Raw genomic sequence first — 13,366 nt, forward strand, 5'->3', positions numbered from 1 at the left:
AAATTGGAACTGATCGGGTGTGCCGTGAGTTGTCCCTGTAACGAACCGGCCGCTGCGGCCCGAGGAGGAAGCCATGCACAGTATCTTCTACATCATTGGCGTCGTTGTCGTCGTTCTCGCGTTGCTCAACTTTATCGCCTGATCAGAGGGAGTAATCAGATGTCCGGAACAGACAAAGTGAAAACCGCCGCGAAAAACGTTGCCGAAAGCGCGAAATCCGCTGCGGCAACCGCTGCTGAAACCGCAAAGAAAGAGGCCCACGCCCGCGCCGAAGCGGCCAAGGAAGGCGTTGCAGATGAGGTCAAATCCGTGGCCTCGGCCCTGCGCACCGCGTCCGATGAAATGCGCAGCGGTTCGCCGCATGAACGCGCAATCGGCCAGATGGCCGGCACCCTGGCAGATGTGTCCGATACCATCCGCAATCAGGACCTGGGCGATATGGTCCACTCGGTTTCGGACTTCGCCCGCAAGAACCCGGTGATGTTCCTGAGCAGCGCCGCGCTGCTCGGCTTTGCGGCCGCACGCTTTGCCAAGGCGTCGGACAGCAGCCAGCCTGATGCCCTGCGCCCGCCTGCGGCTGCGCCCGCCGGGACCGCCGCGCATCCGTCCGGCGCCTACACAGTCCCGCACAGCAAGGGGGATCTGCAATGACACAGACAAATCCCGAACCCGGCACAACGCCGAATGCGGCCAGCATCGTCGCTGAGGCGCTGAACAACATAAGCTCGCTGATCCGCAACGAACTCGCCCTGGCGCGGGCGGAGATCGGCGAAAACATCAACCGCGCGGCCGTGGCCCTGGGCCTGATCGTGGGCGGCGTCGTCGTGGCGCTGACGGCGCTGAACGTCTTGGCGGCGGCGCTGTCCGCCGGGCTGACCGAGGCCGGAATGGACCCGGGCTGGGCGGCCTTGCTGGTGGGGGTGGCCTTTGCTGCTGCGGCCTTTGGCATGATCGCCAAGGGGACCAGCGACCTGAAGCTGTCGAGCCTGGCGCCCACTCGCACCGCTGAAAACGTGAAGCGCGACGCGCAATCCATCAAGGAGACATACAATGACAAGTGAGAACCGGTCTGTTTACGAAATCGAGCGCGAGATCGAGCGCGATCGCGCGCAGCTGACCAGCAACCTTGAGCATTTGCAGGACAAGTTTTCCGTTGACGGCGTGATGCAGCAGCTGGGTGAACAGCTGCGCGAGCATGGCGGCGAGATTGGCCATGCGATCACCCGGACGGTGAAGGAAAACCCGGCCGCCGTGGCGCTGACCGGCGTTGGCCTGGCCTGGATGATCTTTGGCAAGGGCCGGTCCGGCAGCCGCAGCTATACTGCAGAGACCCGCGGCGCGGACTACTCCGGCCGCAGCTACAGCCGCGGCGGCGCCTACCGCGACAGCGGCTGGGAAGACCGCCCGGCTGCTGGCAGCGATGGCGGCCACGCCTCCAGCGGCACGCTGGTGACGCGGCCGGATCCGCGCATGAAGGGCGGGCCGGAAGGTGTTCCGTCCTGGGCGCGCGATGATGATGACGATGATGATGGCCGCAGCCTGGCGGATCGTGCCTCAGGCGCTGCCGCATCGGCGCAGGCCAAGGCGTCGGCTGCCGGTTCCGCAGTGCATGATAAAGCGTCGGCGGCCGGCTCGGCCGTCAAGGACGCTGGAAGAGCCGCGAAGGGAAAGGCCGCTGCCGCCGGGCAGGCTGCCCGTGATGGCGCCTCTTCCGCTGCTTCGTCGGTGCAGGACGCCGCAGAGGCCGCCCGGGCCCGGGCCGCGCGTCTGCGTGCCCGCCTGTCGGAGGGCACCGAGAACCTCTCGGAAGAGGCCCGGGCCCGCGTGATTGCCGCGCGCGAGGCCGCTGTCGATGCCCGCCGGAAGGCGGCGCAGGCGCTGGCGTCCGGCTCGCGCCAATCGGCGGATTTCTACAACCGCCAGCCGCTGGTGGCGGGGGCGCTGGCGCTGGCCCTGGGCGCGGCGATTGGCGGTGCGCTGCCGCGCACGCGCACCGAAGATGACGCGCTGGGGGAGTACAGCGACAAGATGATGGAGCGCGCCGAAGCAATCTTCCGCGAAGAGCAGGAGAAAGCTGCCGCTGTGCTGCAGGCTGCCCGCAAGGAAGCCGAAACCATCGCCAGCGAGAAGCGCGACGCCATGGACAGCGCCGCCCCGCAAGGCAAGACGGCAGCGCAGGCGGCTGCCGATGAGGTGAAGTCGGCAGGCAAGCGGATTGCCGGCGCGGCCGCCGGCAAGGCCAGGGAAAAGGACCTCGGCAAGCCTAAATCGTAAGAGGGGCCCGGAGGCTGCCCCCGGCGGCCTCTGCCCTTGCAGACAACCGGCTGTGGAGGAGAAGTCATGACGCGCGGCAGGGACGCGAAAGCGCCGCATAGGATCCCGCCCAAGGGCTGGAAGGATATCGCCCTGCGGGTCAAGGATGAGATCACTACCGACCATGTCGGGCTGATCGCTGCCGGCGTTGCCTTTTACGGTCTGATGGCGCTGTTCCCGGCAATTACCGCGCTTCTGGCCATCGGCGGCCTGATGGTTGAGCCCAGCCAGATCGTGGACCGGATTTCGCAGTTCGAAGGCGTGGTGCCGGATGAGGTGATGGAAATCATCATCGGCCAGGCCACACAAGTCGTCGGCTCGCAGGAAGGCGGGCTGGGCCTTGCCGCGGTGGCGGGGATCCTGATTGCGCTCTATTCGGCGTCCAAGGGCATGAACAGCCTGATCGAAGGCATGAACGTGGCCTATGACGAGGAGGAGAAGCGCGGCTTCTTCATGAAGACCTTTGTTACGCTCACCCTGACCTTGTTCCTGATCACCGGCTTGCTGATGGGGCTGCTGGCGACGCTGGCGGTGCCTTCGGTCATCGCCCTGGTGGACGCCGGGCCGGTGACCGAGATCCTCGGCACGCTGCTGGTCTGGGGCGTGCTGCCGCTGATGACCATGGCCGGGCTTGCGGTGCTGTACCGCTTTGGCCCGTCGCGGGACAAGCCGCAGCTGCTGTGGGCATCCCCCGGCGCGATTGCCGCCTGTGTGCTGTGGCTGGCGGGGTCGGCGGGGTTTGCCTTTTACGTTGGCAATTTCGGGTCCTACAACGAAAGCTTCGGCGCGCTGGCCGGGGTTGTCGTGCTGCTGATGTGGCTGTGGATTTCCGCCTTCATCGTGCTGCTGGGTGCCGAGATCAACGCCGAGGCCGAGGCGCAGACCGCCTACGACACAACCGTTGGCCCGGAGGAGCCGATGGGAGAGCGCGGCGCGGTCAAGGCCGACAAGCTGGGCGCAGCGCAGGACACCTAGGCCGTCCGCCGCTTATGCAGGCTGTCTGCCCGCGGCAGGCTTCGCTGCACGATGCAGGTTTGACCGGATTTTCAGGGAAGGGTGGTAGCGGAGGAGGGACTTGAACCCCCGACACGCGGATTATGATTCCGCTGCTCTAACCAACTGAGCTACTCCGCCGCTCGCTGTGTGGACGCGATTTAAGGAATGCCGGCGGTGGGGTCAAGCGGAAAAGAAGGGGAAATGCAAATTCTTCCGAAATTTTTCCAGCGCGGAAGAAAAACGTCGTGAAAACAAAGGATTGCAGGCTGGCGTGCACTTCGCGTGCCGGGGCGTGCTGCAGAGCGTTCGGACTGCAGCGGAGCCTTCCGGTTAATCGGTCTGGGCGTCCAGGGCGGACAGTTCTGGCCGCGGCAGGCGGTCCAGAAGCTGGAACACCAGGGCTCGGCAGGTTTCCCCGGCCCAGTTCTCCGGGTGGAAGCCGGGCGGCAGGTCCGGGTGGCGCAGCACCACGCGGCGCCAGCGGTGCACGATCAGCGTCCGCAAGGTCCCGGTCTGCGCCGGTGTCAGGCCGCCAGGCGGCGGGGCGATCTGTTCGAGGTCGCGCTGCAGCGCGGCGCAGGCGTCCTGCAACGGTTCCGGAAACAGCCGGGCCTTGAGCCAGCCCGGCACGCTCATGCTGCTGACCCCGACGGCCATCAGGTCGTCCAGGTTGCGCGGCATCGGGCCGCGGCCAAGCGCGGTGGTGCGGTTCACGGCGACGTAGTTGGACAGCAGCAGCACCTCGTCCAGGGTTGCCTGGCCGGCGCCGTCCTCGGCAATCAGCAGGTGCCAGTCGCCGGGAGCCGCGGCGCGGCGCTCGTAGATCCGGGGCGTCACCGCGGCCGATTGGCTGCGGCCGTATTCGGTCAGGTAGTGGACCGAGGCGCGGCCCGCGCGCTCGCTCTCGATCCAGCCGTCCTTGCGCAGCCGGTGCAACGCCACCCGGATTGCCTCGGGCTTGATTCCCATCGGGGTGATGATGCGGGTCAGGGCGCCGCCGCTGATCTGGGCGCCCTTCTCCTGCGCCAGATCGCCGAACAGGGAAACGATCACCGACCAAACCCGCTGGTTCTGCGGGTCGTTCAGCTGCTGGACGGTGGTGTCAAACCAGGGGTTTTGCTGTTCGTTCATAGGGATAAACATAGTTCGCCCGGACCGGATAGGCCAGTCCGGGCGGGTGGCAGCGGTGCCGCTGCCTGGCTCTTTTTCGCAGCCTTAAAAGGCGTTCATTGTCAGCAGTTCGTACTCTGCGGCAATCTCGCCGTCCTGGTTGGTGAGAGTCACGTGCCAGCGGACCTCGCCGTACTCCTCGTTGCGCGGAGTCTTCTTCTTGACGGTCAAACGCACCTTGATGCTGTCGCCTGCCGAAACCGGCTTCATGAAGCGCAGATTGTCGAGGCCGGTGTTGGCCAGAACCGGGCCCTCGTCCGGCTGCACGAACATGCCGGCGGCGAAGGACAGCAGCAGGTAGCCATGTGCGACGCGGCCCGGGAAGAACGGGTTCCGCTTGGCGGCTTCGTCGTCCATATGGGCATAGAAGGTGTCGCCGGTGAAATGAGCGAAGGTCTCGATATCCTCCAGCGTGACGGTGCGCGGCGCGGTGTGCAGGGTCTCGCCGATGGACAGCTCGCCGAATTTGCGGGTGAAGGGGTGCGCCGGGCCTTTGACCTCGGTGCCGCCGGGGACCCATTTCTCGCCGATGGCCGACAGGATATCGGGCGAGCCCTGGATGGCGGTGCGCTGCATGTAGTGTTTGACGCCGCGCACGCCGCCCATTTCCTCGCCGCCGCCGGCGCGGCCCGGGCCGCCGTGCACCATGTGGGGAAGGGGGGAGCCGTGGCCGGTCGATTCCTTCATCGAGTCGCGGTTGTTGAAGTAGAGGCGGCCGTGGTAGGCGCCGGCGCCGATGGCGACCTCGCGGGCGACGGCCGGGTCGTGGGTGATGACCGAGGCCACCAGGGAGCCCTGGCCGCGGTTGGCCAGATCAATGGCGTGGTCTAGATCGCGGTAGCCCATGATGGTGGAGACGGGGCCGAAGGCCTCGGTGTCGTGCACGCGCTGTGCCTTGTCCGGGTCGGCGCAGTGGAACAGCATCGGCGGCACGAAGGCGCCTTTATCGGCGTCGGCGCCGTCTACGGAGAAGTTCGCCGGGTCGCCAAAGACACGTTCCGCTTCCTGGCCGATGATTTCGGCCTTTTCCAGCACGTCGCGTTTCTGGCTGTTGGAGACCAGTGCGCCCATGCGGGTGGTTTCCAGACGCGGGTCGCCGATCTGGGTTTTTGCCAGGCGGGCCGACAGGGCCTCGATTACCGCGTCCACCTGTGCTTGCGGTGCGATGATGCGGCGGATGGCGGTGCATTTCTGGCCCGCCTTGGTGGTCATCTCGCGGCTGACTTCCTTGACGAAGAGGTCAAACTCCGGCGTGCCGGGCTGGGCGTCGGGGCCCAGGATCGAGGCATTGAGGCTGTCCTGTTCGGCGACGAACCGGACCGAGTTTTCCAGGATCACCGGGTTTGCGCGCAGCTTCAGCGCGGTGCTGGCGGAGCCGGTGAAGCTGACCACGTCCTGCATGGTCAGATGGTCCAGCATGTCGCCGAGGCCGCCGGAAACCAGCTGCAGCGCGCCCTCGGGCAGGATGCCGCTGTCGAGCATCAGTTTCACCGCCAGTTCCGTGACATAGCAGCTGTTGGTGGCGGGTTTGACGATGGCGGGAACGCCGGCCAGCAGGGTGGGGGCGAGTTTTTCCAGCATGCCCCAGACCGGGAAGTTGAAGGCGTTGATATGCACCGCGACGCCGCGCAGCGGGGTGCAGATGTGCTGGCCCAGGAAGGTGCCGTTGCGGCTGAGCTGCTCCACATCGCCGTCGAGGTAGACGTGGCCGTCCGGCATCTCGCGGCGGCCCTTGGAGGCGAAGACGAACATGGTGCCGATGCCGCCGTCGATGTCGATCATGTGGTCGGACTGGGTGGCGCCGGTGTTGAACGACAGGTCATAGAGCGCCTGCTTGTGCTGGTTCAGGTGGCCTGCCAGCGCCTTCAGCATCCGGGCGCGGTCGTGGAAGGTCAGCTTGCGCAGGTTGGCGCCGCCCACGGTGCGGGCGTAATCGAGCATCGCCTGCACGTTAAGCGCGTCATTGCCGGCGCTGGCGATCACCTCGCCGGTGATGGCGCTGGCGATGTTGCGGGCACCTGCGCCCGGTGCGACCCATTGACCCGCTGCAAAGCTGGAAATCTCTAGAAGGCTCATGATGCTGTCCTTTTCGTCAGGCCGGCAGGGGGCCGGCTGGCTGGAATCCGATGCTGAGATATATTGACCGTCCGGTCGGTTTATGCAAGGAATTTGTCAAATGCACCGCTGACAGGGTGAGGGAGCGATGAGCGATACGATTCTGGTGGAGGACCACGGGACCTGGGTGGAGATCACTCTGAACCGTCCGGACCGGCTGAATAGTTTCAACGAGGAAATGCACAATGCCTTGCGTGGCGCTCTGGAGGCGGCGCGTGACGGGGGCGCCCGCGCGGTGCTGCTGACCGGGGCGGGCCGTGGCTTCTGCGCCGGGCAGGATCTGGGCGACCGTGATCCGCGCAAGATGGACGGGCCGCCGGACTTGAGCCAGACCGTGCGCACCTTCTATGCGCCGCTGGTGCGGCTGATCCGCTCGCTGGACTTCCCGGTGATCTGCGCGGTGAATGGCGTGGCCGCCGGGGCAGGTGCCAATCTGGCGCTGGCCTGCGACGTGGTGCTGTCGGCGGAAAGCGCCAAGTTCATCCAGTCGTTCTCCAAGGTCGGCCTGATCCCGGACACCGGCGGCAGCTGGCAGCTGCCGCGGCTGCTGGGCGAGGCGCGCGCCAAGGGGCTGGCGCTGACCGCTGAGCCGTTGCCTGCGAAGAAGGCCGAGGACTGGGGCCTGATCTGGAAGTCGCTGCCGGATGACGAATTGATGGCAGAGGCCCGCGCCATGGCTGAGAAATTCGCTAACGGCCCGACGCTGGGGCTGGGGCTGACCAAACAGTGCATCCAGGCCGCGGCGGTCAACACGCTGTCCGACCAGCTGGAGATCGAGGCGGACGCCATGAAGACCTGCGGCGAAAGCGCGGATTACGCGGAGGGGGTTGCGAGCTTCCTGGAAAAACGCGCGCCCGAGTTCAAGGGCAAGTGACCATGACCCCGAAAGAACGTGCCGAGAAATCCGCCGCCGCCATGTGGGCCGATGACCACGCGTCCAAGTGGGCGGGCATGGAGATTACCCATGTGGATGAGGGCGAGGCCACGCTGGAGCTGACCATCGCCCAGCACCACTGCAACGGCCACGGCATCTGCCACGGCGGCGTGACCTTCATGCTGGCCGACAGCGCCTTTGCCTTTGCCTGCAACAGCCGCAACCAGTCGACCGTGGCGCAGCACAACGTGATCAGCTTCACCGCGCCGGGACGGCTGGGCGACAAGCTGATTGCCACGGCCCGCGAGATTTCCCTGACCGGGCGCAGCGGCATCTACGACGTGACAGTGACCAACCAGGACGGCCAGCAGATCGCTGAGTTCCGGGGCTTCTCCCGGGCGGTCAAAGGCCAGTTGTTTGACGAATAAGGTGTGGAGGACGCCATGGAAGACCTGAGCCCCAAGAAGGGTGAACTGGAGCCGATCGAGATCGCCTCGATCGACGAAATCCGCGCATTGCAGCTGGAGCGGCTGAAGTGGTCGGTGCGCCATGCCTATGACAACGTGGCGATGTACAAGCAGCGGTTTGACGAGGCAGGCGTGCATCCGGACGACCTGCAACAGCTGTCCGATCTGGCCAAGTTCCCCTTCACCTACAAGAACGACCTGCGGGACAATTACCCGTTTGGCCTGTTTGCCGTGCCGCGCAGTGAAATCATCCGTCTGCATGCGTCCTCCGGCACCACCGGCAAGCCGACCGTGGTGGGTTACACCGCGAATGACATCAGCAACTGGGCCGATCTGGTGGCGCGGTCCCTGCGGGCCTCGGGCCTGCGCAAGGGCGACATGGTGCATAACGCCTATGGTTATGGCCTGTTCACCGGCGGCCTGGGTGCGCACTACGGGATTGAGCGCTTGGGCGCGACCGTGGTGCCGATGTCGGGCGGGCAGACCGAAAAGCAGGTTGGCCTGATCACCGATTTCAAACCCGACGGGATCATGGTGACGCCGTCCTACATGCTCAACATCCTGGAGCAGTACCACAAGGTCGGCATGGACCCGCGGGAGTGCTCGCTGAAGGTTGGCGTCTTTGGCGCCGAACCCTGGACCGACGCGATGCGTAAGGAGGTCGAGGAGGCCTTTGACATGCACGCGGTCGATATCTACGGCCTCAGCGAGATCATGGGGCCGGGTGTGGCCAATGAATGCGTCGAGACCAAGGACGGTCCGGTGATCTGGGAGGATCACTTCCTGCCGGAAATCATCGACCCACAGACCGGCGAGGTGCTGCCGGACGGGGAGCTGGGCGAGCTGGTGTTCACCACGCTGACCAAGGAAGGCCTGCCGATGATCCGCTACCGCACCCGCGACCTGACCCGGCTGCTGCCGGGCACCGCGCGCTCGATGCGGCGGATGGAGAAGATCACCGGCCGCAGCGATGACATGATCATCCTGCGCGGCGTCAACGTCTTCCCCAGCCAGGTGGAGGAGCAGCTGCTGGCGACCGGCGGCCTGGCGCCCTACTACCAGATCGAGCTCTACAAATCCGGCCGCATGGATGCGATGCGGGTGTTTGTGGAGGCCAATCCGGATGCCACCGACGAGCTCAGCAAGACCGCAGCGGCGCGGATGCTGACCAAGCGGATCAAGGATATGGTTGGCGTTTCCACCGAGATCATTGTAGGCGACCCGGGATCCGTCGAGCGCAGCCAGGGCAAGGCCAAGCGCGTCGTCGACAACCGCAGCAAGTCCTGAACCGGGGAAGTGAGCCTTGGCCCGCACGATCGCAAAAGACCACGATGAGAAACGCGCACAGATCCTGAAGTCGGCGGCCAAGGTGTTTGCCGAATCCGGTTACGACCGCGCGTCGATGACCCAGCTGGCGCGGGAATGCGGGATCTCCAAGGCGAATATCTATCACTATTACGACAGCAAGGACGCCGTTCTTTTCGGCGTCCTTGACACCTATCTGAGCGAGCTGCGCGACCGGGTCTGCGAGGTGGAGCTGGACGGTTTTGGCCCGCAGGAGCGGCTGCGCCGTATCGTTTCGGAAATCCTGCTGGCCTATCAGGGCGCGGATCACGAGCACCAGGTGCAACTGGGCGCGATGGGGGCGCTGCCCGAGGAGCAGCAGAAACATCTGCGCGGCTATCAGCGCGAGATGGTTCAGTTCATGAGCGATGCGCTGAAGGAAGTAGCCCCCGAGGTCTTTGACGGCGACAGCGCCAAGCTGCGCGGCGCCACCATGTCTGTCTTCGGGATGCTGAACTGGTATTACATGTGGAATACCGGCGCCGGCTCCAAGGCGCGCGAGGATTACGCCCGGCTGGTCTCAGATCTGACCCTGCACGGGGTGAAGGGGCTGTAACGGCGCTTTTGCGTTTCCGCTGTTTCGCGCTAGCTTTCTCCGCCAAGGGAGGATGCGATGCAGAGACCTGAGAGCTTTAAGAGTTTCTATTACAAGAAGGTGGGCCTGGGCGAAGCCTGCGGCTGCGCCGAACGTGCCATCGACATGTATGAGTTCGACCGGACCACGGGCGGGCGGAAGGGCGCAAAAACCGGAAGGCGCCGGTTCTCCCTGAAGTCATTTGCCCTGAAATACGGGCTTTGGTCCCGGCGCAGGACACCGGCGGAATAGGAATGAAATCGCACCCGGCGGGGGAAAGTCCCGCCGGGTGCGGCTGTTCAGGCTAATGGATCAGCCTTCGCTGCCCAGCAGCGGTGTGATCCGGCGCACGGCGACGCGGCGGTTGACGCGTTCAGCGGCCAGGGTCTGCACGGCCAGGTCGCTTTCGCCATAGCCCTGCACCACCATGTTTTCCGGCGGCACGTCGAAGTATTCGGTCAGCGCCAGCGCCACGGTTTCGGCGCGCCGGTCTGACAGCGCCAGGTTATAGGTCGCTGCGCCCACCGCATCGGTGTGGCCTTCGATCAGGAACACCTCGCCCGGGTTGCGGTCGATCAGCTCGCGCAGCGCGTTGCCCAGGGCGGCCAGCTCTTCGGCCTCCTGCGGGCGGATCACTGCGGAGCCGGTGTCGAAATTCACCGAATCCACATTGATCACCGGCACCAGGCGGCGCACTGCGTCAATGTTGCGTATTTGCGCCAGCGAGAAGCGGCGGTCCACGTCAGGCGCCTGCTGCGCGGCCAGCGCTGCGGCCAGGTCCTCAGCCGAGACCGCGCCGGTGCTGGAGAAGGCGCGGCGGTTGTCCTGCACCTGCGGCAGTTCGTTGATGACGACCTTTTCGGCCTTTTGGGTGTCGTCGAACAGCACCACGCTGCGGCCGTCCGGCAGAATGCGGGTGCGGCGCAGCACGCGGCCCTCGGCGGAGCGGATGGTTTCCACTTCCACCCCGTTCTCGCGGGTCACGACGGTGCGGGTGGAGCCGTCCTGGAAGCGGTAGGTTGTCACGTTCGAGCCCGGCTGGCGCAGCAGCGCGTCGTCGTCTTTCAGCACGCGGTACTGGCCGTCCTGCTCCACAATGGCGCGGTCGCCGGTGTTGGAGACAACCTTGCCGCCGTTGTTGAGCAGCGTGCCGATGGCCAGGGCGCCAAGGCCGAGCAGGGCGTTGCGCTGCTGGTCGGACAGGCCGCTGTCCTCTTCGGTGGCGGCATTGGCCTGCGGGGCAGGGGCTTCTGCCGCAGCTTGGATGTTTTCACCGGCTTTGGTCTCGAACTCCTCGTCTGAGCTGCGCACGGTGTCTTCGGTCACCGTTTCCTCGATCACCTCAGCTTCGCCTTCGCTGCTGTCCGCGGCGGCAGCGGCAGCTGCTGCGGTCTCAGTCTCAGCTTCGGCCTGTGCGTCGGCCTGGGCCTGGCTGTCCATCTCCACCAGTTCCGGGTTGTCGGCGGCTTCGCTGACCTCGCCCTGCGACTGGGCCAGATCGGCGGCAATGGCTTCTGCAGTTGCGCCGGTGCTTTCAGCCGCGGTGTCCTCTGCGGGCTGGTCAGTTTGCACATCGGCCTGCTGTTCAGCCTGAGCGGCGTCCTGTTGTCCGGCATCAGCCTCGGGCTGCGGTTCTGCCTGGGCCTCAGTCTGCTGGTCAGCCTGGGCGTCGGTCTGCTCTTCCTGAGCTTCGGCCTGCTGTTCCAGTGCCTCTGCCAGAGCTGCGGCTTCGGCGGCAGCCTGCGTCTCAGCGTTGGCCTCTGCGCCGGCCTCAACATTGGCCTCGGCGCCTGTCTCAGCCGCGGCGGCCTCTGCGGCCTCTGCCTGCTGCTGGGTGTCCTCACCGCCTGCCGCCTGGGCTTCCGCGGCGGCCTGTGCTTGCACCTCTGCTTCGGCAGCGGCCTGTGCTTCGGCGGTGACTGCGGCTTCCGCCTCAGCCCCGGCAGTCATCTCCGCCACGCTGGCCAGCACGCTGGCGGATTGCAGTTCAGCCGGCAAATCCGCGTCAAAGGCGCCAGTGCCATAGGCCTGGCAGAACTTTGCGACCGGGCCGGTTTTTTCTTCGATTTCCGCGCCAGCGGCCAGTTTCTTCTGCCGCCTCTCAGCGCGTTTCCGGCAGCGGTCGACAAGATCGCCGATCTCGGCAGCGGTCATCTGGGTGAGGTCAATGCGCTTGTTGCCCGTGTCCTGCGACAGGGCGGGCAGCGGCGCTGCCAGCGAGACCATCACTGCCAGCGCCGTGGTCGATTTGAAAATTCCCGGTTTCATTGCGGTTCCTTCCTTGTTCCGGCACAGGGCCGTACGGGGGTAACCGCTGAGTGGCGGAAAAGTTTCCGCGCGTCCCGGCAAAAAAGAAGCCGCCCCGGAGGGGGCGGCTGAAATCTGGCCGTTTTCCGCCAGCGGCGTCCCGTTTCAGAGGCTTACGGGCGGAACCATGCCGACAATGTCATAGGTCTTGCGCAGGATCGGCGCGGTGATTTCGCGCGCACGCTCCGAACCGCGGGAGAGAATCTTGTCGATCTCGTCCTGGTTCTGCATCAGCCGAGCCATCTCGGTCGAGATCGGCGCCAGTTTCGACACCGCCAGGTCCGCCAGCATCGGCTTGAATTCCGAAAACTGCCTGCCGCCGACATCTGCCAGCACCTGTTCCACGGTCTGCTCGCTCAGGGCAGCGTAGATGTTGACCAGGTTGCGCGCTTCGGGGCGGCCTTCCAGGCCCTCGGCCTCGGACGGCAGTGCCTCGGGGTCGGTCTTGGCTTTGCGGATCTTCTTGGCGATGGCGTCGGCGTCATCGGTCAGGTTGATGCGGGAGGCGTCGGAGGCATCCGATTTCGACATCTTCTTGGAGCCGTCGCGCAAGCTCATGACACGGGTGGCCGCGCCTTCGATCACCGGTTCGGTTTCCGGGAAGAAATCAACACCAAAGTCGTGATTGAACTTGATAGCGATATCGCGGGTCAGCTCCAGGTGCTGCTTCTGGTCCTCGCCCACCGGCACATGGGTGGCGTGGTAGACCAGGATGTCCGCCGCCATCAGCGCCGGGTAGGCAAACAAACCCAGCGAGGCGTTCTGCTGGTTCTTGCCGGCCTTGTCCTTCCACTGGGTCATCCGCTGCATCCAGCCCATGCGGGCGACGCAGTTGAAGATCCACGCGAGCTGTGCGTGCTCGGGCACCTGGGACTGGTTGATCAGGATCGACTGCTCCGGGTCGATGCCCGCTGCGATGAAGCCCGCGCACAGCTCCCGGGTTGATTTCATCAGGTCCTTGGGATCCTGCCAGACGGTGATCGCGTGCAGATCGACCATGCAGTAGATGGTCTCAAAGTCCTGGCCCTGCATGTCGACAAAACGCTTCATCGCGCCGAGGTAATTGCCGAGGTGCAGGTTGCCCGTGGGCTGGATGCCCGAGAACACACGCGGGGTGAAGGCGGATTCGCTCATATGGGCGTAACTCCCGTCTGGAAATAGCAACCCCGGTGGCTTACCCATGGGGCCAGGATAGGTCAACAGGCG

Annotated in this window: 13 protein-coding genes and 1 tRNA gene; 9 read left to right on the forward strand and 5 right to left on the reverse strand. The window is 65.4% G+C overall.

Annotated elements, in window-relative coordinates:
- Positions 1 to 159: 159 nt before the first annotated feature.
- The 4 genes from ACFMBG_RS08090 to ACFMBG_RS08105 all read left to right on the forward strand — a co-directional run bounded on the left by ACFMBG_RS08090 (position 160) and on the right by ACFMBG_RS08105 (position 3,288).
- Positions 160 to 651, forward strand: coding sequence for a hypothetical protein (locus tag ACFMBG_RS08090; protein ID WP_421054200.1), 492 nt, complete (start codon positions 160 to 162; stop codon positions 649 to 651).
- Complete coding sequence (locus ACFMBG_RS08095) at positions 648 to 1,061, forward strand: phage holin family protein (protein WP_421054201.1); 414 nt, start codon at positions 648 to 650, stop codon at positions 1,059 to 1,061. The genes ACFMBG_RS08090 and ACFMBG_RS08095 overlap by 4 nt, the downstream gene beginning before the upstream one ends.
- The gene (locus ACFMBG_RS08100) at positions 1,051 to 2,274 is read left to right on the forward strand and encodes a DUF3618 domain-containing protein (RefSeq protein WP_421054202.1); all 1,224 of its coding nucleotides are present in this window, start codon (positions 1,051 to 1,053) and stop codon (positions 2,272 to 2,274) included. Before ACFMBG_RS08095 ends, ACFMBG_RS08100 begins: the two co-directional genes overlap by 11 nt.
- 66 nt (positions 2,275 to 2,340) lie before the next feature.
- Positions 2,341 to 3,288, forward strand: coding sequence for a YihY/virulence factor BrkB family protein (locus ACFMBG_RS08105; protein WP_421054203.1), 948 nt, complete (start codon positions 2,341 to 2,343; stop codon positions 3,286 to 3,288).
- A gap of 82 nt (positions 3,289 to 3,370) precedes the next feature.
- On the opposite strand, the gene ACFMBG_RS08110 is transcribed toward ACFMBG_RS08105, so the two are convergent.
- From ACFMBG_RS08110 to paaZ, 3 genes are all read right to left on the reverse strand, one after another.
- Positions 3,371 to 3,447 (reverse strand) — tRNA-Met (locus ACFMBG_RS08110).
- A 192-nt stretch (positions 3,448 to 3,639) separates the two neighbouring features.
- Positions 3,640 to 4,440: a PaaX family transcriptional regulator C-terminal domain-containing protein gene (locus ACFMBG_RS08115; RefSeq protein WP_421054204.1), complete on the reverse strand. Its 801-nt coding sequence runs from the start codon at positions 4,438 to 4,440 to the stop codon at positions 3,640 to 3,642.
- 84 nt (positions 4,441 to 4,524) lie between these two features.
- Positions 4,525 to 6,555, reverse strand: coding sequence for a phenylacetic acid degradation bifunctional protein PaaZ (paaZ, locus tag ACFMBG_RS08120; protein ID WP_421054205.1), 2,031 nt, complete (start codon positions 6,553 to 6,555; stop codon positions 4,525 to 4,527).
- 127 nt (positions 6,556 to 6,682) lie between these two features.
- Here paaZ and paaG point away from each other — a divergent pair, with 127 nt between their 5' ends.
- Genes paaG through ACFMBG_RS08145 form a run of 5 tightly spaced genes read left to right on the forward strand, consistent with a single transcriptional unit; the run spans position 6,683 to position 10,105 of the window.
- Positions 6,683 to 7,468, forward strand: coding sequence for a 2-(1,2-epoxy-1,2-dihydrophenyl)acetyl-CoA isomerase PaaG (gene paaG / locus ACFMBG_RS08125; RefSeq protein WP_421054206.1), 786 nt, complete (start codon positions 6,683 to 6,685; stop codon positions 7,466 to 7,468).
- A gap of 2 nt (positions 7,469 to 7,470) precedes the next feature.
- Positions 7,471 to 7,896 carry a hydroxyphenylacetyl-CoA thioesterase PaaI gene (gene paaI, locus ACFMBG_RS08130; protein WP_421054207.1) on the forward strand — a complete coding sequence of 142 codons (426 nt, stop codon included), beginning with the start codon at positions 7,471 to 7,473 and terminating at the stop codon, positions 7,894 to 7,896.
- A 15-nt stretch (positions 7,897 to 7,911) separates the two neighbouring features.
- Entirely contained in the window at positions 7,912 to 9,222 is a 1,311-nt protein-coding gene (gene paaK / locus ACFMBG_RS08135; protein ID WP_421054208.1) for a phenylacetate--CoA ligase PaaK, read from the forward strand.
- Positions 9,223 to 9,238: 16 nt separating this feature from the next.
- Positions 9,239 to 9,835, forward strand: coding sequence for a TetR/AcrR family transcriptional regulator (locus ACFMBG_RS08140; RefSeq protein ID WP_421054209.1), 597 nt, complete (start codon positions 9,239 to 9,241; stop codon positions 9,833 to 9,835).
- 57 nt (positions 9,836 to 9,892) lie between these two features.
- On the forward strand, positions 9,893 to 10,105 hold the full coding sequence (locus ACFMBG_RS08145; protein ID WP_421054210.1) for a hypothetical protein: 213 nt from the start codon (positions 9,893 to 9,895) through the stop codon (positions 10,103 to 10,105).
- 60 nt (positions 10,106 to 10,165) lie between these two features.
- On the opposite strand, the gene ACFMBG_RS08150 is transcribed toward ACFMBG_RS08145, so the two are convergent.
- Positions 10,166 to 12,121, reverse strand: a complete 1,956-nt coding sequence (locus ACFMBG_RS08150; protein WP_421054211.1) for an OmpA family protein — start codon at positions 12,119 to 12,121, stop codon at positions 10,166 to 10,168.
- 144 nt (positions 12,122 to 12,265) lie between these two features.
- A complete protein-coding gene (gene trpS, locus ACFMBG_RS08155) occupies positions 12,266 to 13,294 on the reverse strand; it encodes a tryptophan--tRNA ligase (protein ID WP_421054212.1) in 1,029 nt (342 codons plus the stop codon).
- Between the last annotated feature and the right edge of the window lie 72 nt (positions 13,295 to 13,366).

This window comes from Leisingera coralii (assembly GCF_049056525.1).
GTDB lineage: Bacteria > Pseudomonadota > Alphaproteobacteria > Rhodobacterales > Rhodobacteraceae > Leisingera > Leisingera coralii.

What these genes read in the sequence shown, in the direction of transcription:
- ACFMBG_RS08090 (WP_421054200.1), top strand. Translation starts at nt 160, where the DNA reads ATGTCCGGAACAGACAAAGTGAAAACCGCCGCGAAAAACGTTGCCGAA.
- ACFMBG_RS08095 (WP_421054201.1), top strand. Translation starts at nt 648, where the DNA reads ATGACACAGACAAATCCCGAACCCGGCACAACGCCGAATGCGGCCAGC.
- ACFMBG_RS08100 (WP_421054202.1), top strand. Translation starts at nt 1,051, where the DNA reads ATGACAAGTGAGAACCGGTCTGTTTACGAAATCGAGCGCGAGATCGAG.
- ACFMBG_RS08105 (WP_421054203.1), top strand. Translation starts at nt 2,341, where the DNA reads ATGACGCGCGGCAGGGACGCGAAAGCGCCGCATAGGATCCCGCCCAAG.
- ACFMBG_RS08115 (WP_421054204.1), bottom strand. Translation starts at nt 4,440, where the DNA reads ATGAACGAACAGCAAAACCCCTGGTTTGACACCACCGTCCAGCAGCTG.
- paaZ (WP_421054205.1), bottom strand. Translation starts at nt 6,555, where the DNA reads ATGAGCCTTCTAGAGATTTCCAGCTTTGCAGCGGGTCAATGGGTCGCA.
- paaG (WP_421054206.1), top strand. Translation starts at nt 6,683, where the DNA reads ATGAGCGATACGATTCTGGTGGAGGACCACGGGACCTGGGTGGAGATC.
- paaI (WP_421054207.1), top strand. Translation starts at nt 7,471, where the DNA reads ATGACCCCGAAAGAACGTGCCGAGAAATCCGCCGCCGCCATGTGGGCC.
- paaK (WP_421054208.1), top strand. Translation starts at nt 7,912, where the DNA reads ATGGAAGACCTGAGCCCCAAGAAGGGTGAACTGGAGCCGATCGAGATC.
- ACFMBG_RS08145 (WP_421054210.1), top strand. Translation starts at nt 9,893, where the DNA reads ATGCAGAGACCTGAGAGCTTTAAGAGTTTCTATTACAAGAAGGTGGGC.
- ACFMBG_RS08150 (WP_421054211.1), bottom strand. Translation starts at nt 12,121, where the DNA reads ATGAAACCGGGAATTTTCAAATCGACCACGGCGCTGGCAGTGATGGTC.
- trpS (WP_421054212.1), bottom strand. Translation starts at nt 13,294, where the DNA reads ATGAGCGAATCCGCCTTCACCCCGCGTGTGTTCTCGGGCATCCAGCCC.